The sequence below is a fragment of the Mesorhizobium sp. ISC25 genome (genome assembly GCF_042295465.1).
In the GTDB taxonomy this organism is placed as follows: Bacteria; Pseudomonadota; Alphaproteobacteria; order Rhizobiales; family Rhizobiaceae; genus Mesorhizobium.
The window spans coordinates 5,226,140-5,249,466 of the sequence record NZ_CP135441.1; the positions used below are offsets into that span (position 1 = coordinate 5,226,140).

Below are 23,327 nucleotides of genomic sequence, written 5' to 3' on the forward strand. Positions count from 1 at the left end.
GACGCAAGCTTGTCGTCCTCACGCATGTCTTTTCCCTAAGCATCGGGCCTTGGCTGACGCCACAGAATCCGGCAGACAGAAGGCGGCGATGATCCCGGTCTCGAATCCCGACGAGATGCCGCTGCGGAGAACCAAACGATGAAGATCTTCGTGCTGGGCGGCGGCGTGATCGGGGTCACCACCGCCTATTTTCTTGCCGAGGCCGGCCATCAGGTGACCGTGATCGATCGCCAGAAAGGCCCGGCGCTGGAAACCAGCTTTGCCAATGCCGGCGAGATCTCGCCCGGCTATGCGTCGCCTTGGGCCGGGCCCGGCGTTCCGCTGAAGGCTATCAAATGGCTTTTGATGAAGCACGGTCCACTGGTGGTGCGACCGGCCCTCGATCCGCATATGTGGATATGGCTGGTCAAGATGCTGCGCAATTGCACGGCTGAACGCTACGCGCTGAACAAGGCGCGCATGGTGCCGCTGGCCGAGTACAGCCGCGACACGCTGAAGGCGCTGCGCGCGGCGACCAGCATCGCCTATGACGAGCGCGCCAAGGGCACGCTGCAGCTTTTCCGAACGCACAAGCAGCTCGACGGCGTCGGCGGCGATGTCGAGGTGCTGAAGGCCTATGGCGTCCCCTACGAGGTCCTCGACCCCGACGGCTGCATTGCGGCCGAGCCTGGGCTGGCCGGCGTGCGCGAAAAAATCGTCGGTGGCCTGCGGTTGCCCGGCGACGAAACCGGCGACTGCAAGATGTTCACCGACAGGCTTGCCGAGCTTTGCGCGGCACGCGGCGTCACCTTCGAATACGACACGGAGATACGGCGCGTCGTCAAGAAGCGTGATCGCATCACCAACATCAGCACCAGCAAGGGCTGGATGGTCGCTGATGCCTATGTGATGGCGATGGGCAGCTATTCGGCGCGGTTCATGCGCATGCTGAAGCGGCCCATCCCGGTCTACCCGGTCAAGGGCTATTCGATCACCCTGCCGATCAAGGACGCCGCCGCCGCACCGGTCTCGACCGTGATGGACGAGAGCTACAAGGTAGCGATCACCCGGCTCGGCGACCGTATCCGGGTCGGCGGCACGGCGGAGATTTCCGGCTTCGACCTGCGGCTGCACGAATCGCGGCGCCGCACGCTCGAACATTCGGTCGGCGACCTGTTTCCGGGCAGCGGCGACATGCGATCGGCGACCTTCTGGTGCGGGCTGCGGCCAATGACACCGGACGGGCCGCCGCTGATCGGCCGCACCGATTTCTCCAATCTCTATCTCAACACCGGCCATGGCACACTCGGCTGGACCATGGCCTGCGGCTCGGCCAAGGTTCTAGCCGACATCATCTCCAGCCGGGTGCCAGACATCGACGTCGGCGATCTCGGGCCGGGACGATACGCCAAGTAAGACCCCCAGCAGCTTAAGACAGCCAACGGCCGATACGCTTCACGCGAACAAACCCCTGTCCCGTTCGACGGCCTTGGTGATGAAGCTTGAGACGATCTGGACGCGGCGCAGCGGTCTGACCGATTCATGATAGACCAGCCAGTAGGCGCGGCGGATGGGTGCGACGATATCGAGAGGCACTAACTCCGGCATCGAGCGGGCAACGAAGGTATGCAGTATGCCGATGCCGGCGCCGGAACGCACCGCTTCGGCCTGGCCGAGCGCTGAGGAAATGGCGAAGCTGGTGCGCCAGTCGGCGCTGAATTCGGCCGCGTAGTCGAGCGAAGGACTGACGATCAGGTCCGGCACGTAGCCGATCAGCGTGTGCTGCCCTAGCTCGGCGGCGTTTCCGGGCAGGCCATGCGTGTCGGCGTAGGCCCGCGACGCGAACAGGCCGAGCGTGTAGTCGACCAGCTTTCCCGCCACCAGGCGGCCTTCCGTCGGCCGTTCGACGGTGATGGCAATGTCGGCCTCGCGCCGGGATAACGAGAAGGAGCGCGGTACCGGCACCAGCTGGATGGTGAGTTCACGGTGCAGAGCGGTCAGCGCGCCGAGGCGCCTGGCCAGGAAGGCGACGCCAAAACCGTCCGGCGCGCCGATTCGCACGGTGCCCGAGACGTCGTCGCCTTCGCCTGAAACAGTCGAGCGCGCGGCGATCATGTCGCCCTCCATGCGTTCGGCGATCTCGAGGAAACGCTCGCCCGCCGGCGTCAGCTCGCTGCCGGTGGTAAGCCGGCGAAACAGTTTTGTCCTGAGCGCATCCTCAAGGGCGGCAATGCGGCGCGAGACGGTGGCGTGATTGAGCTCCAGCCGCCTGGCGGCGCCGAGGATCTGGCCGGCCCGCGCCACGGCAAGGAAGATGCGAGCGTCATCCCAGTTCATGGGGATGGTCCGTTTCGATAGGGAGCGCCGCGTTCCCGCCCACCCCCCTCTGGCCTGCCCTCTTTGCCACCACTTGCCATCTCCCCCGCAAGGGGGGAGATCGGATGTCGGGTCGGCTTTCGCCAATCTCCAACGTCGCAAAAAGGGCGGTAAGGCCGAAGCCGCCAATCTCCCCCCTTGCGGGGGCGATGTCCGGCAGGACAGAGGGGGGTGTGAAGAAACTCAACTCAGCAATCCAAGCGATAGGAGTACACTCCCTACCATTTGCGCGATTTAATGCACAGGCACCTCTCGCTGTCTATTCTCCGCACAACGGTTGCGTTTTCACTCGCGTTGCCATCGCTCCCGCAAAGGCGGACAATGCCTCATCACGAACCAGGGAGAGAGACCATGATCGAATACGGTCATTTCATCGGCGGCAAGCGTGTCGCAGGAACCAGCGGCCGCAAGCAGGACGTCATGCAGCCGATGGACGGCACGGTGCGCGGCACGGTGGCGTTGGCTTCGCAGGCGGAATTGCGCGCGGCGGTCGAAAACGCCAAGGCGGCACAACCCGGCTGGGCGGCGACCAACCCGCAGCGGCGCGTGCGCGTCTTGATGCGATTCCTCGAGCTGGTCGCCAAGGAGTATGACGCGCTGGCCGAGATATTGGCGCGCGAACACGGCAAGACCATCGCCGACGCCAAGGGCGACATCCAGCGTGGCCTCGAAGTGGTCGAGGTCTGCATCGGTGCGCCGCATATGATGAAGGGCGAGTTCACCGATGGCGCCGGCCCCGGCATCGACGTCTATTCGATGCGCCAGCCGCTCGGCGTTGTCGCCGGCATCACGCCGTTTAACTTTCCGGCGATGATCCCCCTGTGGAAGATCGCGCCGGCCATCGCCTGCGGCAATGCCTACATCCTCAAGCCGTCGGAGCGCGATCCGGGCGTGCCGATGCGCATTGCCGAACTGTTCATCGAGGCCGGCCTGCCGGCGGGCATCCTCAATGTTGTCAACGGTGACAAGGAAGTGGTCGACGCTATCCTCGACGATCCCGATATCAAGGCCATCGGTTTCGTCGGCTCGACACCGATCGCCCAGTACATCTATTCGCGCGGTTGCGCGGCCGGCAAGCGCGTGCAGTGCTTCGGCGGCGCCAAGAACCACATGATCATCATGCCCGATGCCGACATGGACCAGACCGTCGACGCGCTGATCGGCGCCGGCTACGGCTCGGCCGGCGAGCGCTGCATGGCGATCTCGGTGGCCGTCCCGGTCGGCAACGACACCGCCAACCGGCTGATGGAAAGACTGGTGCCGCGCGTCGAGAGCCTAAAGGTCGGTCCGTCGACGGATTCTTCCGCCGATTTCGGCCCGTTGGTCACGGCGCAGGCGCTGGAGCGGGTCAAGTCCTATGTCGACACCGGCGTCAAGGAAGGCGCCAAGCTGGTCGTCGACGGCCGCGGCTTTTCCATGCAGGGCTACGAGAACGGCTACTATATGGGCGGCTGCCTGTTCGACAATGTGACCGCCGACATGCGCATCTACAAGGAAGAGATCTTCGGGCCGGTGCTGTCGGTGGTGCGCGCACCGACCTACGAGAACGCGATCAAGCTCGCCAACGAGCATGAGATGGGCAATGGCGTCGCCATCTTCACCCGCGACGGCGATGCGGCGCGCGACTTCGCCTCGCGGGTCCAGGTCGGCATGGTCGGCATCAACGTGCCGATCCCGGTGCCAATCGCCTACTATACGTTTGGCGGCTGGAAGGCTTCCTCCTTCGGCGACCTCAACCAGCACGGGCCGGACGCGTTCCGCTTCTACACCAAGACCAAGACGGTGACGTCGCGCTGGCCGTCCGGCGTGAAGGATGGCGCCGAGTTCGTCATTCCGACGATGAATTAGCCGGACGGTTTTCTGTCTGCGCGTCCTCGCCTTCGGCGGCGCGCGCGCGGGCCGGCGTGAAGGATGGCGCCGAGTTCGTCATCCCGACGATGAACTGATCCAGATCGCGGAAAGCAAAAGAAGGCCTGGGCTCGACCCGGGTCTTTTTTGTCGCGGTCTTCATCGGCATGAACACTAATGTGATGGAACCAAGAAGGCAGCAATCTTCTTAGGTTGCAGTCCTGCCGCGAAGGAGACGCTGGCAGATCAACCAACGGCGCTGGTGACGGCTCCGGGGGATGTCGTCCGGCGCAAAGGAGATGTCAGATGACACGTCTCATGGCGACTATAGCTTGCGCTGCGATGGCCCTTTCCGCCGTCCCGGCAATGGCTGCCGAGCAATGCGCGGCACGCGCCGATATGGTCAAGGCGCTCGGCGAGAAGTTTCATGAAAACCCGAGGGCGGTCGGCGTCGTCAATCCGAATGTGGTGCTTGAAGTCTTCGTTTCCGACAAGGGCACCTGGACCATCCTCGCCAGCGATACAAAAGGTCAAAGCTGCGTGATTTCAGTCGGCGAAGGCTGGGAGAGCGCGATGACGGTAGCGGCGCTGCCCGGTATCTGAAGTAGGCCTTTCCTATTCACCTGGCCGCAGCCTCGGCACGGCAGCCGGGCTGCTGCCTTATTCTCGGCGACCTTGAAACGGATCTCCCCGCGCCCGCTTGAGGCGCGCACGGCTTGCTATTTTTCGTTAGCGATCCCATATATGGAACATAGCGAGAACATCCAGAATCGTTCCCGCTGACGGCAGACCGGAACACGGAAAGGAGCGACGCGATGATGACGTCGGAACCGGCCTGGATCGCTCCGGCAAAATGAGGCCGTCAATCACCTCCCTTTGCCGGATCGTGATGGCAAAGGAGGTGCCCTATGGCACGCAAATGGCTGTTAGGATGGGCGAAGACCGTAGCTTTTGCTGGCTTATTCGCGGTGGGTACGAATGCCGCAAGCGCCCAATATCAATTTTGCGTTGAACATGGCGCCCTCGTCGCCCACCTGACTGAGAATTTCCAGGAAAAACAGTTTGCTCTCGGACTGATCGGTCAGGAGGCGGTCATGGAAGTTTTTGTCGCCGATAGCGGAAGCTGGACGGTCATCGTGACCGACGTCGCCGGCAGAAGCTGCATTGTCGCAGCCGGCGAAAATTGGGAAAGCGTGGAGGCCCTGCCCGGCCAAAACACATGAGGGAGCGGGCGGCGTCAGCGCGTAGCAGCTGCCTCAGCGTGGCCGCGCAGCAACGCCATCAGCCGCTTGGCGTCCTTGGCCGCGGCCTCTTCGTCGCCGGCGAGGATTGAGCGGATCAGCGCGACATGGTGCTCGGCGGATTCGGCCAAGCCGGTATCGGCCTTGTAGCGGAACCAGAAGCGGCGGCTGTGGGTTTGCAAGGGCGCCGCCAGGCGCGCCGCGAACGGGTTGTCTGCAGCCAGCGCCAGCGCCTCATCAAGCGCCTTGTCGGCTTGGATGAAGTAAAGCACATTTTCCGAAATCACGGCCTTTTGCATGGCAAGGGCAGCGTCATGAAACAGGTCGGCGGCCTCGCGGGTGACGAAGCGGGCGGCCGAGCGGGCAAGCACGACCTCGACGCCGCGGCGGGCGTCGAGGACGCGCAGCCAGTCGCCAGGGTGGAGCGGGGCAATGGCAATGCCGGCACGCGGCCGGACCTCGAGCAGCCCCTCCCAGGCCAGCCGCTGGATCGCTTCGCGCACCGGGGTGCGGCCGAGGCCGAGCCTGTCGATCAGCGCCCCCTCGGTGATGAAGCTCGCGGGCGCCAGTTCGAGCGTTACGATCATATGCTCGAGCCTGCGGTAGGCCTTCGCAGTCGCCGGCTCGGAGCCTAGGTTGTCATATACCAATGCGGCATCTCCTGATATATTGTTGATATATCATAGCAGATTCAACGTTGACAGGCGGCTTCTTAAGAAATATACGACTGATATATCAGATGGAGCGATCGACATGTGGGCCGGAGTCTTCCCCGCCGTTACGACCAAGTTCACCGAGGACGACGGCCTCGACCATGCCGAGATGGAGCGCTGCTTTGCGCTGCAGATGGAGGCCGGCTGTGACGGCATCATCGTCTGCGGTTCGCTTGGCGAAGGCCCGATGCTGTCGCATGACGAGAAGATCGACGTGCTGAAGACCGCGCAGAAGATCGCCGGCAAGAAACCGGTGCTGTTGACGGTCAACGAGGCCGGTACACGCGAGGCGGCGGCGATCGCGCGCCGCGCCGCCAAGGAAGGCGCCAATGGTTTGATGGTGGTGCCGAGCCCGATCTACCATACCAATGCCGAGGAGACGGTCGCGGCACTCAGCGCTGTCGCCGCGGCCGGCGACCTGCCGGTGATGATCTATTCCAACCGGCTTGCTTATCGCGTCGACGTCACTGTCGACCAGATGGAGGAGTTGGCGAAGGACCAGCGCTTCGTCGCCATCAAGGAATCTTCCGACGACATCCGCCGCTCGACCGAGATCATCAACCGCCTCGGCGACCGCTACGACCTGTTCACCGGCGTCGATAATCTTGCCTTCGAGGCGCTGTCGGTCGGCGCCATTGGCTGGGTGGCGGGCCTGGTCACCGCGTTCCCGCGCGAAACCGTCGCCATCTACCAGCTGATGAGACAGGGCCGCCGCGAGGAGGCGTTGAAAATCTACCGCTGGTTCCGGCCGCTGCTCGACCTCGACGTCTCGACCTATCTGGTGCAGAACATCAAGCTCGCCGAAGTCTTGGCGATCGACACCAACGACCGCGTGCGCATGCCGCGTCAGCCGTTGGCGGGCGAGCGGCGCAAGGCTGTCGAAAAGATCGTCAGGGATGCGCTGGCGGTGCGGCCAGAGCTGCCGGCATTCTGATCCAGTCGCTTTGAAGGCATTTGCAGATGTGCAGCGCGGCGCATGGCAATGAATGATGACGCTACGCTCGATGTTGCCATCGTCGGTGGGGGCATCATCGGCATCTGCGCCGCCGCCTTTCTGGCCGAGGCGGGGCGAAACGTCACGATCTTCGATCGGACGGGGATCTGCGAGGAAACCAGCTCCGGCAATGCCGCTGCCTTTGCCTTCTCCGATGTGCTGCCGCTGGCTCACAAGGGCATGATCAGGCAGTTGCCGAAATGGCTCGCCGACCCGCTCGGCCCGCTCAGCATTCCGCCCGCCTATTTGCCGAAGCTGCTGCCCTGGCTGGTCCGCTTCTGGCGCGCCGGCCGAAGCGACCGCTATGAAGCCGGCCTTGCCGCGCAGGCCGGCATGATGAAGCTCGCCGAGGCGGAATGGATGGGCTTGCTCGACCGTTCCGGCACACGGCCGATGCTGCACGAGGACGGCTCGCTCGAACTCTATGACAGCGAGGCCGAGTTCAAGGCGTCGCTGCCCGGCTGGGCGGCAAGACAGCGCTTCGGCATCGGCTTCAGCCATGTCGAGGGCAGCGCTCTCGCCGCCTTGCAGCCCGGTCTGTCGCCGCGCTTCGTCAAGGGAACGTTCGTGCCGGGGTGGAAAACCGTCGCCGATCCCAAGCTGCTTGGAAAGGCCTTGTGGGCCTATGCCGAGGGGTTGGGCGCGGGGTTCGAAAAGGAGCGGATCGAGCGTGTCGAGGCGGGACAGGACGGCGCGATCCTGACCACGGCCGACGGCACGCGGCGAGGGGCGAAGCATCTCGTCATCGCTGCCGGGGCCTGGTCGCATCTGCTGGCGAGACATCTCGGCGACGGCATCCCGCTGGAGACCGAGCGTGGCTACAACACGACGTTGCCGAAGACTGCCTTCGACGTAAAGCGACAATTGATCTTCTCCGGGCATGGCTTCGTCATCACGCCGCTCGATAGGGGCCTGCGGGTCGGTGGTGCGGTCGAACTCGGCGGCCTTGAGAGGCCGCCCAATTATGCGCGCTCGAAAGCGCTGCTCGAAAAGGCGCAGAAATTCCTGCCGGGACTGGATCCGGCCAATGGCCGCGAATGGATGGGGTTCCGGCCGTCGCTGCCGGATTCGCTGCCGGTGATCGGACGTTCGCAACAAACGCCGTCGGTGGTGTACGGTTTCGGCCATGGTCACCTCGGGCTGACCCAGGCTGCGGCGACCGGGCGCTTGATCCGCGAGCTCGTTCTCGGGCAGAATCCATCGCTCGATCTCGGCCCGTTCAGACCGCAACGGTTTTGAGTTCGACGACATTCAGTTGGGAGCCGGCATGGCCAAGAATTCCTTCTTCTGCATAGACGGCCACACCTGCGGCAATCCGGTGCGGCTGGTCGCCGGCGGTGGGCCTTTACTCAAGGGCTCGACGATGATGGAGCGGCGAGCGCATTTCCTGGCCGAATATGACTGGATCCGCACCGGCCTGATGTTCGAGCCGCGCGGCCATGACGTGATGTCCGGCTCGATCCTCTATCCGCCGACGCGTGAAGATTGCGACATCGCCATCCTGTTCATCGAAACCTCGGGCTGCTTGCCGATGTGCGGCCACGGCACAATCGGCACTGTGACCTTTGCCGTCGAGCATGGATTGATCAAGCCGAAGACGCCGGGCGTGCTCAGGCTGGATACGCCGGCCGGCGTGGTCGTCGCCGAGTACAGCCAAGTCGGCGACTATGTCGAGGAGGTGCGCATCACCAATGTGCCTTCCTTCCTCTATGCCGAGGCACTGAAGGTCGAATGCCCCGGGCTCGGCGAGATCAGCGTCGATGTCGCCTATGGCGGCAATTTCTACGCCATCGTCGAACCGCAAAAGAGCTATCGCGACATGGCCGATCATTCGGCCGGCGACCTGATCGCCTGGAGCCCGGTGGTGCGGCAGCGGCTCAACGAGAAATATTCCTTCGTCCACCCGGAGAATCCCGGCATCGACAAGCTGTCGCACATATTGTGGACCGGTGCGCCGACCAACCCGCAAGCCGATGCCCGCAACGCCGTATTCTACGGCGACAAGGCAATCGACCGCTCGCCCTGCGGCACCGGCACCTCGGCGCGGATGGCGCAGCTTCACGCCAAGGGCAAGCTTGGGGTAGGCGACGACTTCGTCCATGAATCGATCATCGGTTCGCTGTTCAAGGGCAGGGTGGAGAAAGAGGTCACCGTCGCTGGCAAGCCGGCAATCATTCCGTCGATCGGCGGCTGGGCACGAATGACCGGATTGAACACGATCTTCATCGACGACCGCGACCCGTTCGCGCACGGCTTCGTTGTCAAATAAGGAAAATCGCTGACGCAAGGGAAAGAAAGAGAGCGCAAGCGGATTGACGTCAACGGCGCAACGATCCCGCTCATCAACTTATTTTGACGGCGATTTCTTCGAAATGGAGCCCATGCTGCGATTGAATCGTCAAAGACATTGCGTTAGGCCAATGGTAGGGTCCGCGATAGTCCAGGGGTCGGACGGGAACAAAACGGGCAATCGGACGGCATACGGCGAAAACACGCATAACCATCGAAAAATCACGTTGCAATCCGGGCTCGAAACTTTACGACTAGGGGAAATACGAAAAGGAATGCGTCTGCATGGGCGACATTCCAGGGGAGCCACGACAGCATGCAGTATTTTGTCCAGCAGCTTATCAATGGGCTGACGCTGGGATCGATCTATGGGCTGATCGCGATCGGCTATACGATGGTCTACGGCATCATCGGCATGATCAATTTCGCCCATGGCGACATTTTCATGATCGGCGCTTTCACCGCGCTCATCGTTTTCCTTATCCTCGGTGCGTTGTTCTATTCGTTGCCGATCGTCGTTGCGCTGCTGATCATGATGATCGTCGCGATGCTGCTGACCAGCCTGTATAATTGGACGATCGAGAAGGTCGCCTACCGGCCTTTGCGCGGTTCATTCCGGCTGGCGCCGCTGATCACCGCGATTGGCATGTCGATTGCGCTGTCCAATTTCGTCCAGGTGACGCAAGGGCCGCGCAACAAGCCGGTCCCGCCAATGGTGTCCAAGGTCTACAACATCGAGGGCATCAGCGTCTCGCTGAAGCAGATCATCATCGTCCTGGTCACCATAGTCCTGCTGGCGCTGTTCTGGTACCTGGTCAACAAGACCTCGCTCGGCCGGGCGCAGCGCGCCTGCGAGCAGGACCGCAAGATGGCGGCGCTGCTTGGCATCGACGTCGACCGCACCATCTCGATCACCTTCATCATGGGCGCCGCCCTTGCCGCCGTCGCCGGCACGTTGTTCCTGATGTACTACGGTGTGGTGGTGTTTTCCGACGGCTTTACGCCCGGTGTGAAGGCATTTACTGCCGCGGTGCTCGGCGGCATCGGCTCACTGCCCGGCGCCGTGCTCGGCGGGCTGATGATTGGCTTCATCGAAAGCATGTGGTCGGCTTATTTCTCGATCGATTACAAGGACGTCGCCGCCTTCTCCATCCTGGCGATCGTGCTGATCTTCCTGCCTTCCGGCATTCTCGGCCGGCCAGAAGTCGAAAAGGTCTGAGTTCATGGCGGTCACCGTATCTCCGGAAAACACCGTCGTCGCCACCCCGGTCCAGCGCGCTTTTCGCGAAGCGCTCTATGCCGGCGCCATCTCGCTTGGCCTGTTCGTGCTGTTCATCGGCCTGAAGACCGACCAGAACATCTCCAACGAACTGATCCTGTTGCAGCGCTGGGGCTTGCTCGCCGGCGTCGTGATCGCCACTATGGCCGGACGCTTCCTTTACGTCGCCTATGGCCAACCTTTCCTGGCGAACCAGAAGATCGTCGACGTCGCCACCGGCCTGCTGCCGGTCAGCCTGGCTTCGCGATTCTTCCGCCTTCCCGCGTTCATCGCGGCGCTCGCCGTCGCCGTTATTCTGCTGGCGCTCAGCGGCTTCCTGACCGAGGCCTTAGGGCCGGAACTTTCCGATTTTGTGCGATTCCTGCGGGCGCTTGCAATCATCTATGCGCTGGCCTGGCTGATTTATCGTTTCCGGGCCTTCATTCATGCTCATTTCTCGGCATTGGGCATAACCGCACTGGCGCTCTACCCGATCGTCGTGGTGTTGGTGCTGGCGCTATATGCCGGGTCCATGGCGGTCGGTTTCCAGGGTTCGCTGAAGTATGTCGACAATTTCGGCATCCAGATCCTGATCTACGTGATGCTGGCCTGGGGGTTGAATATCGTTATTGGCTTGGCCGGCCTGCTCGACCTCGGCTATGTCGCCTTCTACGCCGTCGGCGCCTATGCCTATGCGCTGCTCGGCACGCATTTCGGCCTTTCCTTCTGGATCCTGCTGCCCGCCGCCGGCCTGATGGCTGCATTCTGGGGCGTGATGCTGGGCTTCCCGGTGCTGCGCCTGCGCGGTGACTATCTGGCGATCGTGACGCTCGCTTTCGGCGAGATCATAAGGCTAGTGATCATCAACTGGCGCGAAGTGACCAACGGCTCGGCCGGGATTTCCGGCATCCCGAAGGTCTCGTTCTTCGGCCTGATGTCGTTCAACGTCTCCGACCCGAACTACATCTCCAAGGTGCTCGGCATCGCGCAGTCCGGCGCCTACTACAAGATCTTCCTCTACTACCTGATCCTTGGACTCTGCCTGCTGACCGCCTTCGTCACGGTGAGGCTCAGGCGCCTGCCGGTCGGCCGCGCCTGGGAAGCGTTGCGCGAGGACGAGATCGCCTGCCGCTCGCTCGGCATCAACACCACCACCACCAAGCTCACGGCCTTTGCCACGGGCGCGATGTTCGGCGGCTTCGCCGGCTCGTTCTTCGCCGCGCGGCAAGGCTTCGTCAGCCCGGAATCCTTCGTGTTCCTGGAATCGGCGATCATCCTTGCCATCGTCGTGCTTGGCGGCATGGGCTCGCTGGTCGGCATTGCCGTCGCCGCCATGGTGATGATCGGCGGCACCGAAATCCTGCGCGAACTGGATTTCCTCAAGACCGGCCTGAGTTGGGGCAACATCAAGGTCATACCCGGGTTCGGCCCCGACTTCACGCCGGAGCTTTATCGCATGCTGTTGTTCGGCATGGCCATGGTCATCGTCATGCTGTGGAAGCCGCGCGGCTTCGTCGGCAGCCGCGAGCCGACGGCCTTCCTCAAGGTGCGCAGGGCGGTGTCCGGGTCCTTCACCAAGGAGGGACACGGCTGATGAACGCGAGCCCCTCCGTGAACAATGCCATCCTGCAGGTCGAGCATCTGTCGATGAAGTTCGGCGGTCTCATCGCCATCGGCGATTTGTCATTCCAGGCCAAACGTGGCGAGATCACCGCGCTGATCGGTCCCAACGGCGCCGGCAAGACCACCGTGTTCAATTGCATCACCGGTTTCTACAAGCCGTCGGAAGGCATGATCACGCTCAACCGGCGCGACGGCTCGACCTTCCTGCTTGAACGCTTGCCGAACCATGAAATCCCGGCGCGTGCCAAGGTGGCGCGCACCTTCCAGAATATCCGCCTGTTCTCGGGCATGACGCTGCTGGAGAACCTTCTGGTCGCCCAGCACAACAAGCTGATGAAGGCGTCCGGGTATACTATTCTCGGCCTGTTCGGCTATAGCGGATACAGACAGGCTTCGGCGGAGTCGGTTGAACTGGCCGAGCACTGGCTGGAGAAGGCCGATCTCGTCGACCGCGCCGACGATCCTGCCGGCGATCTGCCATATGGCGCGCAGCGACGGCTCGAAATTGCTCGCGCCATGTGCACCGGCCCTGAGCTTCTGTGCCTCGACGAGCCGGCTGCCGGCCTTAATCCGAAGGAATCGGCGGCGCTCAATGCGCTGCTGATGGACATCAAGGACAACACCGGTACGTCGATCCTTTTGATCGAGCACGACATGGCGGTGGTTATGCAGATTTCAGACCATGTGGTCGTGCTCGAATACGGGCGCAAGATCTCCGACGGCAACCCGCAATCGGTACGCACCGACCCGCGCGTCATCGCCGCCTATCTCGGCGTTGAAGACGAGGACGTCGAGACGGTACTGACCGAAGTCGGCGACGAGGACGTCATCGAGCAATTGGATACGGGTCCGGATGCCGCGCATGGACCGGGCACATCGTCTTCCTATCTTGCCGGACCGGTGGCCGATACGGTCGGCCATAGCGAGGGCGAACGCGTCACAGTGTCAAAGGGCGCTTCGAAGGCCGGGCAGATCGATGCAAGGTCGAGCGCTGCTGCAAAATCCGGATCGCCGGCCAAAGCCAAATCGGCCGCGAAATCTTCCACGGCAAAGCCGGGCAAGGCTCCGGCGAAGTCGAAAACCCCCGGCACCTCTAATCGGCGTGGGGGGCGGAAATAATGGCCGGCACAACGCTGCTCGATATCAAGGGCGTCCAGACCTACTACGGCAACATCAGGGCGCTGAACGGCGTCGACGTCACCGTCAAACAGGGCGAGATCGTGGCGCTGATCGGCGCCAACGGCGCCGGCAAGTCGACACTGATGATGACCATCTTCGGTGCTCCGCGCGCTCGTGCCGGCACTATCACTTTCGCTGGCACCGATATCACCCAGATGCCGACGCATGAGATCGCGCGCATGCGTATCGCGCAGTCGCCGGAGGGCCGGCGCATCTTTCCGCGCATGACGGTGATGGAAAACCTGCAGATGGGCGCCAGCCTCGACGGTCTCAAGCATTACGACGAGGACGTCGAAAGGGTCTTCACGCTGTTCCCGCGGCTCAAGGAACGCGTCGGCCAACGTGGCGGCACGCTTTCGGGCGGCGAGCAGCAGATGCTGTCGATCGGCCGCGCGCTGATGGCAAGGCCGAAGCTGCTCTTGCTGGATGAGCCGTCGCTAGGCCTGGCGCCGCTGATCGTCAAGCAGATCTTCGACGCCATTCGCGAGCTAAACCGCACGCAGGGACTGACCGTGTTCCTGGTCGAGCAGAACGCCTTCGGTGCACTGAAGCTCGCCACGCGCGGCTATGTCATGGTCAACGGCAATGTGACGATGAGCGGCACCGGCAAGGAACTGCTCGCCAATCCGGAAGTGCGCGCCGCCTATCTCGAGGGCGGCCATCACTGAGTTTCAGGAGACATCAATCATGCAGGGCATTCTTTATGAGGAACCCTCGATTTGGCAGTTCTTTTTCGTCACCTGCCTGCTCGGTGGCTGGGCGGCCTGGATGACGGGCAAGGCGTGTGCCCAAACATGGCGCAGCTTCGCCCAGCTATTCGCCTTTATGCTGGGGCTCGGCATCGGCGTAAGATTCATCCATCATGCGCTGTTCGGCGGAACGATGTTTTCGCTGCATTACTACGTGGTCGATACCATCGTGCTGATGATATTGGGCTTCATTGGCTACCAATACACGCGCACCAACCAGATGGTAACGCAGTATAATTGGCTTTACGAAAGAGCCTCTCTTTTGAGCTGGAAACCAAAAGGTTGACATTTATCATTAACGGCGTTTCAGGGATGAATCGGCGTGACAAGTGCCTGAAAATCGGCAAAGTACTCTTTCTGCGAGCAAGAGTGGGCATCGCATGAAAGCAACATCCACGCCCACTCGGTAAATGGGAGCGTTTCAATGAAAAAGTCACTTTTGTCCGCCGTCGCCCTGACCGCGCTTGTCGCGTTCAGCGGCAACGCGTGGGCTGACATCCTGATCGGCGTTGCCGGTCCGATCACCGGTCCGAACGCAGCGTTCGGTGCCCAGCTTCAGAAGGGTGCCGAACAGGCAGTCGCCGATATCAATGCGGCGGGCGGCGTTCTTGGCCAGCAGCTCAAGCTTGAAGTCGGCGACGACGTCTCCGATCCCAAGCAAGGCATCTCGGTCGCCAACAAGTTCGTCGCCGATGGCGTCAAGTACGTCGATGGCCACTTCAACTCCGGCGTCTCGATCCCGGCGTCGGAAGTCTACGCCGAGAACGGCATGCTTGAGATCACGCCGGCCGCGACCAATCCGAAGTTCACCGAACGTGGCATGTGGAACACCTTCCGCACCTGCGGACGCGACGATCAGCAGGGCAAGGTCGCTGGCGACTATCTCGCCGCGAACTTCAAGGATGCCAAGATCGCTGTTATCCATGACAAGACGCCTTATGGCCAGGGCCTCGCCGACGAAACCAAGAAGGCGCTCGCAGCCAACGGCGTGACTGAGGCCATGTATGAAGGCATCAATGTCGGCGACAAGGATTTCTCGGCCCTCATCGCCAAGATGAAGGACGCGGGCGTCTCGGTCGTCTACTATGGCGGCCTGCACACCGAAGCCGGCCTGATCATACGCCAGCTCGCTGACCAGGGCCTCAAGGCAACCTTCATGTCCGGCGACGGCATCGTATCGAACGAATTGGCCTCCATCGCCGGCGACGCCGTCGAGGGCACGCTGATGACGTTCGCTCCGGATCCGCGCAAGAATCCGAACGCCAAGGAGCTCGTCGAGAAGTTCCGTGCGGCCGGCTTCGAGCCTGAAGCCTATACCCTCTACTCCTACGCAGCGATGGAAATCATCGCGGCCGCCATCACCAAGGCCGGTTCAGCCGATGACGCTCAGAAGGTAGCCGAGACCATCAAGTCGGCCGGCCCCTGGAAGACCGCGATCGGCGAGATCGGCTACGACGCAAAGGGCGATATCACCCGTCCGGACTACGTCATGTACACCTGGAAGAAGGGTGACGACGGCAAGTACACCTATGTTGAGAACGCACCCGGCAAATAACCGGACGTTGCTACATGAAAATGCCCGGCGCCTCGCGCCGGGCATTTTTTCATGGGGGTTTCCCGAACGCCTGGATCGGAACTGCCCAGGCGTTCTCCGGATCGACACGCAATGCGTCGACGCGATAGATCAAACTAAATCGATTTAATCCTCTTTTCGATTTTGTTTGCACTGCAGCATTTTCGCGTTAATCATGTCGTCAGTTTCCTTACCCTCCGCGTCCGGAGCCTTGTCCTTGGCAATCTCGAAAATCCTTGTCGCCAACCGCTCCGAAATTGCCATCCGCGTCTTCCGCGCGGCCAATGAACTCGGCCTCAAAACCGTGGCGATCTGGGCGGAGGAAGACAAATACTCGCTGCATCGCTTCAAGGCCGACGAAAGCTACCAGGTCGGCCGTGGGCCGCACCTGACCAGGGATATGGGGCCGATCGAAAGCTATCTGTCGATCGAGGAGGTCATCCGCGTCGCCAGGCTTTCGGGCGCCGATGCCATCCATCCGGGTTACGGGCTGCTGTCGGAGAGCCCGGAATTCGCCGAGGCCTGTGCCAAGGCCGGCATCATCTTCATCGGACCAAAGCCCGATACGATGCGCCGGCTGGGCAACAAGGTCGCCGCGCGCAATCTGGCGATCGAAGTCGGCGTGCCTGTAATTCCCGCTACCGATCCCTTGCCGGACGACATGGCGGCGGTAAAGGAACTCGCCAAGACGATCGGCTACCCGGTGATGCTCAAGGCGTCGTGGGGCGGCGGCGGCCGCGGCATGCGCGCCATCCGCTCCGAGGCGGATCTCGCCCGCGAGGTGATGGAAGGCAAGCGTGAGGCGAAGGCGGCTTTCGGCAAGGACGAGGTCTATCTCGAAAAGCTGATCGAGCGCGCCCGCCATGTCGAGGTGCAGGTGCTGGGCGACCGCCAAGGCAACGCCGTGCACCTGTTCGAACGCGATTGTTCGATCCAGCGCCGCAACCAGAAAGTGGTCGAGCGGGCGCCGGCGCCGTATCTTGAAATGCCACAGCGCGAGGAGCTTTGCGGCTACGCGCTGAGGATCGCGCGCGAAACCAGCTATATCGGCGCCGGCACGGTCGAGTTCTTGCAGGATGCCGATACCGGAAAATTCTATTTCATCGAGGTCAATCCGCGTATCCAGGTCGAGCACACCGTCACCGAACAGGTGACCGGCATCGACATCGTCAAGGCGCAGATCCATATCCTCGACGGCTTTGCCATCGGCACGGCGGAATCGGGCGTTCCGGCGCAGAAGGACATCAGGCTCAACGGTCACGCACTGCAGTGCCGCATCACCACTGAAGACCCCGAGCATAATTTCATCCCCGATTATGGCCGCATCACCGCCTATCGCGGCGCCACCGGCTTCGGCATCCGCCTTGATGGCGGCACCGCCTATTCGGGCGCGGTCATCACCCGCTTCTACGATCCGCTGTTGGAAAAAGTGACGGCGTGGGCGCCGACGCCGGCCGAGACCATCGCCCGCATGAACCGGGCGCTGCGCGAATTCCGCATCCGCGGCGTGGCGACCAATCTCACCTTCCTCGAGGCGATCATCAATCACCCGAGCTTCGCCGACAATTCCTACACCACCAAGTTCATCGACACGACGCCGGAACTGTTCGCCAGTGTGAAGCGGCAGGACCGCGCGACCAAGCTGCTCAACTATCTTGCCGACGTTTCGGTCAATGGTCATCCCGAGACGCGCGGCCGGCCGCAGCCAAAGGCCGATGCGGCGCCACCAGTGGTGCCATATCTCAACGGCAATGTGCCTCAAGGCAGCAAGCAGAAGTTCGACGTGCTCGGGCCCGAGAAATTCGCCGCGTGGATGCGCGAGCAAAAAGAGGTGCTGGTCACCGACACGACAATGCGCGACGGGCATCAATCCTTGCTCGCGACGCGTGTGCGCACCTATGACATCGCCGGAATTGCCGGCACCTATGCGCGTGCTCTGCCGCAGCTTTTGTCGCTCGAATGCTGGGGCGGCGCCACATTCGACGTCGCCATGCGCTTTCTCACCGAAGACCCATGGGAGCGGCTGTTGCTGGTGCGCGAGGCAGCACCCAACCTTCTGCTGCAGATGCTCCTGCGCGGTGCCAATGGCGTTGGCTATACCAACTATCCCGACAACGTCGTCCAGCATTTCGTCCGCCAGGCCGCTGCCGGCGGCATCGACATGTTCCGGGTCTTCGACTGCCTGAACTGGGTCGAGAACATGCGCGTCGCCATGGATGCGGTCGGCGCCGAGGGCAGACTGATCGAAGCGGCGATCTGTTATACCGGCGACATACTCGATCCGGCGCGGGCGAAATACGATCTGAAATACTATGTCGGCCTGGCCAGGGAATTGCAGGCGGCAGGCGCCCATATCATCGCCGTCAAGGATATGGCCGGGCTTTTGAAACCGGCGGCGGCCCGCGTGCTGTTCAAGGCGCTGCGCGAGGCGACGGACCTGCCGATCCACTTCCACACCCACGACACATCCGGCCTGTCGGCGGCAACCGTGCTGGCGGCGGTGGAGAGCGGCGTCGACGCCATCGACGCGGCGATGGATTCGCTATCTGGCAACACCTCGCAGCCGTGCCTGGGTTCGATCGTGGAGGCGCTGAAGGGCACCGAGCGCGACCCGGGCCTCGACCCGCAATGGATCAGAAACATCTCGTTCTACTGGGAGGCGGTGCGCAATCAATACGCCGCCTTTGAAAGCGACCTGAAGGGGCCGGCATCGGAGGTCTATCTGCACGAAATGCCGGGCGGGCAATTCACCAACCTCAAGGAACAGGCGCGCTCGCTCGGGCTGGAGACACGCTGGCACGAAGTGGCGCAGACCTATCACGACGTCAATCTGATGTTCGGCGATATCGTCAAGGTGACGCCGTCGTCCAAGGTCGTCGGCGACATGGCGCTGATGATGGTCAGCCAGGACCTGACCGTCGCCGACGTCGAGAATCCGGCGAGGGACATCGCCTTCCCGGATTCGGTGGTGTCGATGTTGCGGGGCGATCTCGGCCAGTCGCCGGGCGGCTGGCCAAAGCCATTGCAGAAGAAGGTGCTGAAGGGCGAAAAGCCGATCACGGTGCGGCCGGGTTCGCTGCTCAAACCGGCGGACCTCAAGGCCAGTCGCACGGAAGTCGAGGAAAAGCTCGAGCGCAAGCTCAGTGAGTTCGAGTTCGCGTCGTGGCTGATGTATCCGAAGGTGTTTTCCGATTTTGCCGCCGCGCAGGAGACCTACGGGCCGGTCAGCGTGCTGCCGACGCCGACCTATTTCTACGGCATGAAGCCGGAAGACGAGATTTTCGTCGACATCGAAAAAGGCAAGACGCTGGTGGTGCGCTGCCTTGCCCTGGGCGATGTCGACGAAAAGGGCATGGTCACCGTGTTCTTCGAGCTCAACGGCCAGCCGCGCCGCGTGAAGGTGCCGGACCGGGCGCATGGCGTGTCCGCCGCCAAAGCGCGGCGCAAGGCGGAGCCGGGCAATGAGGCGCATGTCGGCGCGCCGATGCCTGGCGTCGTCTCGGCGCTTGCGGTCGCTGCCGGCCAGGCGGTGAAGGCTGGCGACGTGCTGCTGTCGATCGAAGCGATGAAAATGGAAACGGCGTTGCATGCCGAACGGGACGGCACCATAGCCGAGGTGCTGGTCAAGGCCGGCGACCAGATCGATGCCAAGGATCTGCTGATCGCGTTCGTGTGAAATAGGGCATCAGACAGCCTTTGTCGGCGCCTGGCAGCAGCCCTTCATGCCGCATCGATAGCACCTTGACCCGCCGCGCCCGGTCGGGCATCGAACCGCTGCAATTCGCCGCTCGGTCCCCCCGAGTCGCGGCGAGAAACGACGCGGAGAGAAGAATATGGCCGACGACATTACCGAGACCAGCCAGACTGTTGCCGCCGGCCAGTTGCGCGCCTTCATCGAACGCATCGAGCGGCTCGAGGAAGAGAAGAAGACGATTGCCGACGACATCAAGGAAGTGTTCGCAGAGGCCAAGGGCACCGGCTTCGACACCAAGGCGATGCGATCGATCATCCGGCTGCGCAAGAAGGACCAGGCCGAGCGGCAGGAAGAGGAATCCATTCTCGATCTGTACAAGGCCGCGCTCGGCATGGTGTAGGCCGGTAAACGCCTTAGGCGCCGGTTTGCGGCGCCCCTTGACGGTTCGAACCATGAGCGAATTCGATTTTGGCGCCCGCCGCGCCTCTGAATTCCGCCAACGCAGCTTCTGGACGCTGTTCGCGGAACGGCATCCGGATGAAAGGGCTCTGCTGGCGAGGCGCGGACCGTGGTTCTGGCAGCGTGGGCTGCCCGACTTCGCATTGGTCCTTTCCATGTATGTCGCGCCTGCGCACAATCATGTCGGCGTCTTCTTCGGCCGCAACGAGAAGTTCGGTGCCACGCAAGCCTGGTCGCGGTTGAAGCCGTTCCAGCCGGCCATCGAAGACAGGCTGAAGCTCAGGCCAGAACAAAGTTGCGACGGCCTCGGGGTCAATTCGATGTGGCGGGTGAATTGTTTTGCCGAGGACAATTGGCCGGCGATGACCGATTGGCTGGTGACGGAAGCCTCGCGTTTCGAGCGCGCGATTGCCGAAGTTCTGGGTCAGGAATAAAGCAGGGTTTCCAGACGCAATCCTTGTGGAAGGATTGCTCTGGTGAGCAGCGAGGGAGCCGGTGGATCGATGACGATCATGTCGCGCGTTGCCGCCTTCTTCCGCTCACGCTGGCTGGGCGGCGTGCCGCTCGATCGGCTGTTCTGGCGCGACCTGGTCGTTGTCGGCACAGCGATCAACATCGCGTCGTCGGTGGCGGCGCTCATTCTGCTCGGGCTGAAGCTGCCGCTTGCACTCGTCCTGGCGGTGCATTTCGCGCCGGTGCCCTACAATATCTTCCTGACCTTTGCCGTTTGGCGAACTGCCGGAAAATCAACTGGCGCCAAGGCCGCGCTGATGACGCTTGGCGCCACGTTGTGGCTGATCCTGGTGGTCGTGGCCTGACGATCAGGCGGCCGGCTCGAATTTGAGCGCCACGCCGTTGATGCAGTAGCGCACGCCGGTCGGCGGCGGGCCGTCGTCGAAGACATGGCCGAGATGGCTGCCGCAGCGGGCGCAATGGCACTCGGTGCGGACCATGCCGTAGCTGCGGTCGACGGTGGTCTCGACCGAGCCCGGCACGGGATCGTTGAAGCTCGGCCAGCCGGTGCCGCTCTCGAATTTCAGCTTGGATTCAAACAAGGGCTGGTCGCAGCCGACGCAGGAGAAGGTGCCGGCGCGCTTCTCGTGCAGTAGCGCGCAGCTTCCCGGTCGCTCGGTGCCGTGGTTGCGCATCACCGCATATTGCTCGGGCGTCAGCCGGGCGCGCCATTCGGCATCGGTGCGGGTAACGGGGTAGGTGTGGCTGTCCATTTTTTCCTCTTAGCTTATGTCGCTATTTGGGTTGCCTTCCCAACTTCGCCTGAAATAGGCATTTGTTACGGCGTTTGCCCATATTTCCAAGTCCTGCTGCGAAGAATTCCTCAGGCGATGGCTGCGAGATAGCGCGCAACCGATGCTGAAAATGCCGCCTTTGCATCTCCGATGACGTTCTGGTTCCACCATGCGCCGTAGATATGGTCGAATGCGAAAGGCTCCAGCGCAGCCTTGATGCCGAGCACTTTCGTCGCGTTGAGCGGGATATAGTTCGGATAGCTGTACATGAAGCTGACATGACGGCGCGTCGGCGTCACCTGCAGGATGTCGCCGGCCAGGATGGCATTGCCGCCGTCGCGCTTCCAGTGCAGCACCTGGCCACCGGCAAAGTGGCCGCCGCAGCGGATGAGCGTCAGCGACGGGTTTATGGCGCGCATCTCGCCTTCCCAGCTGATGATCGCCGGATGCGGCCGCATGATCCACTGACGATCATCTGCGTGCAGATAAATCGGCACGCCGCCAAACGCCTCGCTCCACTCGACCATTGCCGAATAATAATGGCAGTGCGAAATGGCGATGGCGGCCAGGCCGCCCCGGCGGTTGATCTCGGCCACCGCCTCGTCGCTGACCATCGAGATGCAGTCCCACAGCACATTGCCGTGCGGCGTTTGCGCCAGTAATGCCCGCTGGCCGATGGCGAAGCGCGGCTCGATGCCGAAGGCGAGCACGCCGGCATCATCCTTGATCACGACCCGATACTCGGCGGCGAGCTCTTCCGGCGTGGTCCAGGCCTGGCCCTCCCAGCGCACATATTGCCGCTCGTCCTCGCAGATCGGGCAATGTCGCGGCGGCGCCGCTGTCGCCGCGAACTGGACACCGCATTGGAGGCAAAGGAAACAGGTCGATCGTCCTGTTTTGCGTGGATCCATTCAGTGCTTCCTTGAAAGTTGCTTCGTCGCGGCTTCGAGGCCGGCGAGCGTCAGCGGAAACATGCGGCCGCCAAAGATATCGCGAATCATGGCAATCGAATGTGTATACCCCCAGTTCTTCGCGTCTTCCGGATTGAGCCAAATGGCGTGCGGCCATTGCTGCAGCAACCGGCCGAGCCAGACGGCGCCGGCCTCCTTGTTCCAGTGCTCGACCGAGCCGCCGGGTTGGGCGATCTCATAGGGGCTCATCGAGGCGTCGCCGACGACGATCACCTTGTAGTCGAGGCCATATTTATGCAGGAGATCGGACGTCGGAACCACCTCGGCATGGCGGCGGCGATTGTCCCTCCACACACCTTCGTAGAGGCAGTTGTGGAAGTAGAAATATTCGAGCTGGCGGAATTCGGCGCGGGCTGCCGAGAATAGCTCCTCGACACTCCTGATATGGTCGTCCATCGAGCCGCCGACATCGAAGAACATCAGCAGCTTCACGGCATTGCGACGTTCGGGTTGTGTCTTGACGTCAAGATAACCGTGCTCGGCGGTGGCGTGGATGGTGCCGGGCAGGTCGAATTCCTCTTCGGCGCCTTCGCGCACCCAGCGGCGAAGGCGCTTCAGCGCGACCTTGATGTTGCGGGTACCGAGTTCGACGGCGTCATCGAAATTCCTGAACTCGCGTTTGTCCCAGACTTTTACCGCGCAGCGGTTGCGGCTTTCGTGCTGGCCGATGCGCACGCCTTCGGGATTGTAGCCATAGGCACCGAAGGGCGAGGTGCCGCCGGTGCCGATCCATTTCGAACCGCCCTGATGCCTGCCCTTTTGCTCTTCCAACCGCTTCTTCAGCGTCTCCATCAGCTTTTCGAAGCCGCCCAGCGCCTCGACCAGTTTTTTCTCCTCGTCGGACAGGTGCTTTTCAGCGAGCCTCCGCAGCCATTCCTCCGGGATGTTTGCGACATCGACCGCGTTTTCGCCAGCCAGCGCCTCGACACCCCTAAAGATGTGCGAAAAGACCTGGTCGAAGCGGTCGATGTGTCGCTCGTCCTTCACCAGAGCGGCGCGGGCGAGATAGTAAAAGCCCTCGACATCATAGTCGACCAGCCCGGCCTCCAGCCCATCCAGCAGCGACAGATATTCGCGGAGCGAGACCGGAACCCGCGCTGCCTTCAGTTCGAGGAAGAAGGGGATGAACATCTC

General features: G+C 62.3%; 23 protein-coding genes. 17 read left to right on the forward strand and 6 right to left on the reverse strand.

Translation table 11 applies throughout. The annotated features are described in order from the left end of the window. Positions 1-138: 138 nt before the first annotated feature. The gene (locus tag RQ479_RS25585; RefSeq protein WP_376702849.1) at positions 139-1,395 is read left to right on the forward strand and encodes a D-amino acid dehydrogenase; all 1,257 of its coding nucleotides are present in this window, start codon (positions 139-141) and stop codon (positions 1,393-1,395) included. A gap of 39 nt (positions 1,396-1,434) precedes the next feature. Here the strand turns inward: RQ479_RS25585 and RQ479_RS25590 are convergent, their stop codons facing one another. After that, complete coding sequence (locus RQ479_RS25590; RefSeq protein ID WP_352465656.1) at positions 1,435-2,316, reverse strand: LysR family transcriptional regulator; 882 nt, start codon at positions 2,314-2,316, stop codon at positions 1,435-1,437. Positions 2,317-2,706: 390 nt separating this feature from the next. Here RQ479_RS25590 and RQ479_RS25595 point away from each other — a divergent pair, with 390 nt between their 5' ends. Further along, positions 2,707-4,203: a CoA-acylating methylmalonate-semialdehyde dehydrogenase gene (locus RQ479_RS25595; RefSeq protein WP_023678059.1), complete on the forward strand. Its 1,497-nt coding sequence runs from the start codon at positions 2,707-2,709 to the stop codon at positions 4,201-4,203. On the opposite strand, the gene RQ479_RS25600 is transcribed toward RQ479_RS25595, so the two are convergent. Next, positions 4,184-4,372, reverse strand: a complete 189-nt coding sequence (locus tag RQ479_RS25600) for a hypothetical protein (protein ID WP_376702850.1) — start codon at positions 4,370-4,372, stop codon at positions 4,184-4,186. The genes RQ479_RS25595 and RQ479_RS25600 overlap by 20 nt on opposite strands. Positions 4,373-4,509: 137 nt before the next feature. On the opposite strand from RQ479_RS25600, the gene RQ479_RS25605 reads away from it, so the two are divergent. Then, entirely contained in the window at positions 4,510-4,806 is a 297-nt protein-coding gene (locus RQ479_RS25605; RefSeq protein WP_376702851.1) for a hypothetical protein, read from the forward strand. A 305-nt stretch (positions 4,807-5,111) separates the two neighbouring features. Then, positions 5,112-5,426, forward strand: coding sequence for a hypothetical protein (locus tag RQ479_RS25610; RefSeq protein WP_376702852.1), 315 nt, complete (start codon positions 5,112-5,114; stop codon positions 5,424-5,426). A gap of 14 nt (positions 5,427-5,440) precedes the next feature. On the opposite strand, the gene RQ479_RS25615 is transcribed toward RQ479_RS25610, so the two are convergent. Next, positions 5,441-6,094, reverse strand: coding sequence for a GntR family transcriptional regulator (locus tag RQ479_RS25615; protein WP_376702853.1), 654 nt, complete (start codon positions 6,092-6,094; stop codon positions 5,441-5,443). A gap of 103 nt (positions 6,095-6,197) precedes the next feature. Between RQ479_RS25615 and RQ479_RS25620 the strand changes: the two genes are divergently transcribed. The 13 genes from RQ479_RS25620 to RQ479_RS25680 all read left to right on the forward strand — a co-directional run bounded on the left by RQ479_RS25620 (position 6,198) and on the right by RQ479_RS25680 (position 20,793). Beyond that, the gene (locus RQ479_RS25620; protein WP_376702854.1) at positions 6,198-7,091 is read left to right on the forward strand and encodes a dihydrodipicolinate synthase family protein; all 894 of its coding nucleotides are present in this window, start codon (positions 6,198-6,200) and stop codon (positions 7,089-7,091) included. Positions 7,092-7,139: 48 nt separating this feature from the next. Beyond that, positions 7,140-8,390, forward strand: coding sequence for an NAD(P)/FAD-dependent oxidoreductase (locus tag RQ479_RS25625; protein ID WP_376702855.1), 1,251 nt, complete (start codon positions 7,140-7,142; stop codon positions 8,388-8,390). Between the two features lie 28 nt (positions 8,391-8,418). Next, a complete protein-coding gene (locus tag RQ479_RS25630) occupies positions 8,419-9,420 on the forward strand; it encodes a 4-hydroxyproline epimerase (protein WP_376702856.1) in 1,002 nt (333 codons plus the stop codon). A gap of 336 nt (positions 9,421-9,756) precedes the next feature. Beyond that, a complete protein-coding gene (locus RQ479_RS25635) occupies positions 9,757-10,659 on the forward strand; it encodes a branched-chain amino acid ABC transporter permease (RefSeq protein ID WP_023678052.1) in 903 nt (300 codons plus the stop codon). A gap of 4 nt (positions 10,660-10,663) precedes the next feature. Further along, a complete protein-coding gene (gene livM / locus RQ479_RS25640; RefSeq protein WP_376702857.1) occupies positions 10,664-12,292 on the forward strand; it encodes a high-affinity branched-chain amino acid ABC transporter permease LivM in 1,629 nt (542 codons plus the stop codon). Beyond that, a complete protein-coding gene (locus tag RQ479_RS25645) occupies positions 12,292-13,440 on the forward strand; it encodes an ABC transporter ATP-binding protein (RefSeq protein ID WP_376702858.1) in 1,149 nt (382 codons plus the stop codon). Before livM ends, RQ479_RS25645 begins: the two co-directional genes overlap by 1 nt. Beyond that, positions 13,440-14,168: an ABC transporter ATP-binding protein gene (locus RQ479_RS25650; protein ID WP_254816420.1), complete on the forward strand. Its 729-nt coding sequence runs from the start codon at positions 13,440-13,442 to the stop codon at positions 14,166-14,168. Before RQ479_RS25645 ends, RQ479_RS25650 begins: the two co-directional genes overlap by 1 nt. 19 nt (positions 14,169-14,187) lie before the next feature. After that, positions 14,188-14,535 (forward strand): DUF6867 family protein, encoded by a 348-nt coding sequence (locus RQ479_RS25655; RefSeq protein ID WP_376702859.1) that lies wholly within the window; start codon positions 14,188-14,190, stop codon positions 14,533-14,535. 138 nt (positions 14,536-14,673) lie between these two features. Further along, the gene (locus RQ479_RS25660) at positions 14,674-15,804 is read left to right on the forward strand and encodes a branched-chain amino acid ABC transporter substrate-binding protein (RefSeq protein WP_292658538.1); all 1,131 of its coding nucleotides are present in this window, start codon (positions 14,674-14,676) and stop codon (positions 15,802-15,804) included. A gap of 235 nt (positions 15,805-16,039) precedes the next feature. Then, on the forward strand, positions 16,040-19,498 hold the full coding sequence (gene pyc, locus RQ479_RS25665; protein ID WP_376702860.1) for a pyruvate carboxylase: 3,459 nt from the start codon (positions 16,040-16,042) through the stop codon (positions 19,496-19,498). Positions 19,499-19,655: 157 nt separating this feature from the next. Further along, the gene (locus RQ479_RS25670) at positions 19,656-19,916 is read left to right on the forward strand and encodes a DUF2312 domain-containing protein (protein ID WP_023719653.1); all 261 of its coding nucleotides are present in this window, start codon (positions 19,656-19,658) and stop codon (positions 19,914-19,916) included. 52 nt (positions 19,917-19,968) lie between these two features. Beyond that, on the forward strand, positions 19,969-20,409 hold the full coding sequence (locus RQ479_RS25675; protein WP_376702861.1) for a hypothetical protein: 441 nt from the start codon (positions 19,969-19,971) through the stop codon (positions 20,407-20,409). A gap of 69 nt (positions 20,410-20,478) precedes the next feature. After that, positions 20,479-20,793 carry a hypothetical protein gene (locus tag RQ479_RS25680; RefSeq protein WP_376706014.1) on the forward strand — a complete coding sequence of 105 codons (315 nt, stop codon included), beginning with the start codon at positions 20,479-20,481 and terminating at the stop codon, positions 20,791-20,793. Positions 20,794-20,796: 3 nt separating this feature from the next. Here the strand turns inward: RQ479_RS25680 and msrB are convergent, their stop codons facing one another. The 3 genes from msrB to RQ479_RS25695 all read right to left on the reverse strand — a co-directional run bounded on the left by msrB (position 20,797) and on the right by RQ479_RS25695 (position 23,324). Next, entirely contained in the window at positions 20,797-21,201 is a 405-nt protein-coding gene (msrB, locus tag RQ479_RS25685) for a peptide-methionine (R)-S-oxide reductase MsrB (RefSeq protein ID WP_352465668.1), read from the reverse strand. A 110-nt stretch (positions 21,202-21,311) separates the two neighbouring features. Continuing rightward, entirely contained in the window at positions 21,312-22,133 is an 822-nt protein-coding gene (locus tag RQ479_RS25690; RefSeq protein ID WP_376702862.1) for an MBL fold metallo-hydrolase, read from the reverse strand. Next, positions 22,134-23,324, reverse strand: coding sequence for a VWA domain-containing protein (locus RQ479_RS25695; protein WP_376702863.1), 1,191 nt, complete (start codon positions 23,322-23,324; stop codon positions 22,134-22,136). Positions 23,325-23,327 lie beyond the last annotated feature (3 nt).

What these genes read in the sequence shown, in the direction of transcription:
- RQ479_RS25655 (WP_376702859.1), top strand. Translation starts at nt 14,188, where the DNA reads ATGCAGGGCATTCTTTATGAGGAACCCTCGATTTGGCAGTTCTTTTTC.
- msrB (WP_352465668.1), bottom strand. Translation starts at nt 21,201, where the DNA reads ATGGACAGCCACACCTACCCCGTTACCCGCACCGATGCCGAATGGCGC.
- RQ479_RS25695 (WP_376702863.1), bottom strand. Translation starts at nt 23,324, where the DNA reads ATGTTCATCCCCTTCTTCCTCGAACTGAAGGCAGCGCGGGTTCCGGTC.
- RQ479_RS25590 (WP_352465656.1), bottom strand. Translation starts at nt 2,316, where the DNA reads ATGAACTGGGATGACGCTCGCATCTTCCTTGCCGTGGCGCGGGCCGGC.
- RQ479_RS25585 (WP_376702849.1), top strand. Translation starts at nt 139, where the DNA reads ATGAAGATCTTCGTGCTGGGCGGCGGCGTGATCGGGGTCACCACCGCC.
- RQ479_RS25670 (WP_023719653.1), top strand. Translation starts at nt 19,656, where the DNA reads ATGGCCGACGACATTACCGAGACCAGCCAGACTGTTGCCGCCGGCCAG.
- RQ479_RS25600 (WP_376702850.1), bottom strand. Translation starts at nt 4,372, where the DNA reads ATGCCGATGAAGACCGCGACAAAAAAGACCCGGGTCGAGCCCAGGCCT.
- RQ479_RS25595 (WP_023678059.1), top strand. Translation starts at nt 2,707, where the DNA reads ATGATCGAATACGGTCATTTCATCGGCGGCAAGCGTGTCGCAGGAACC.
- RQ479_RS25690 (WP_376702862.1), bottom strand. Translation starts at nt 22,133, where the DNA reads ATGGATCCACGCAAAACAGGACGATCGACCTGTTTCCTTTGCCTCCAA.
- RQ479_RS25625 (WP_376702855.1), top strand. Translation starts at nt 7,140, where the DNA reads ATGAATGATGACGCTACGCTCGATGTTGCCATCGTCGGTGGGGGCATC.
- RQ479_RS25650 (WP_254816420.1), top strand. Translation starts at nt 13,440, where the DNA reads ATGGCCGGCACAACGCTGCTCGATATCAAGGGCGTCCAGACCTACTAC.
- RQ479_RS25660 (WP_292658538.1), top strand. Translation starts at nt 14,674, where the DNA reads ATGAAAAAGTCACTTTTGTCCGCCGTCGCCCTGACCGCGCTTGTCGCG.
- RQ479_RS25605 (WP_376702851.1), top strand. Translation starts at nt 4,510, where the DNA reads ATGACACGTCTCATGGCGACTATAGCTTGCGCTGCGATGGCCCTTTCC.
- RQ479_RS25620 (WP_376702854.1), top strand. Translation starts at nt 6,198, where the DNA reads ATGTGGGCCGGAGTCTTCCCCGCCGTTACGACCAAGTTCACCGAGGAC.
- livM (WP_376702857.1), top strand. Translation starts at nt 10,664, where the DNA reads ATGGCGGTCACCGTATCTCCGGAAAACACCGTCGTCGCCACCCCGGTC.
- RQ479_RS25680 (WP_376706014.1), top strand. Translation starts at nt 20,479, where the DNA reads ATGACGATCATGTCGCGCGTTGCCGCCTTCTTCCGCTCACGCTGGCTG.
- RQ479_RS25645 (WP_376702858.1), top strand. Translation starts at nt 12,292, where the DNA reads ATGAACGCGAGCCCCTCCGTGAACAATGCCATCCTGCAGGTCGAGCAT.
- RQ479_RS25675 (WP_376702861.1), top strand. Translation starts at nt 19,969, where the DNA reads ATGAGCGAATTCGATTTTGGCGCCCGCCGCGCCTCTGAATTCCGCCAA.
- RQ479_RS25635 (WP_023678052.1), top strand. Translation starts at nt 9,757, where the DNA reads ATGCAGTATTTTGTCCAGCAGCTTATCAATGGGCTGACGCTGGGATCG.
- RQ479_RS25610 (WP_376702852.1), top strand. Translation starts at nt 5,112, where the DNA reads ATGGCACGCAAATGGCTGTTAGGATGGGCGAAGACCGTAGCTTTTGCT.
- RQ479_RS25630 (WP_376702856.1), top strand. Translation starts at nt 8,419, where the DNA reads ATGGCCAAGAATTCCTTCTTCTGCATAGACGGCCACACCTGCGGCAAT.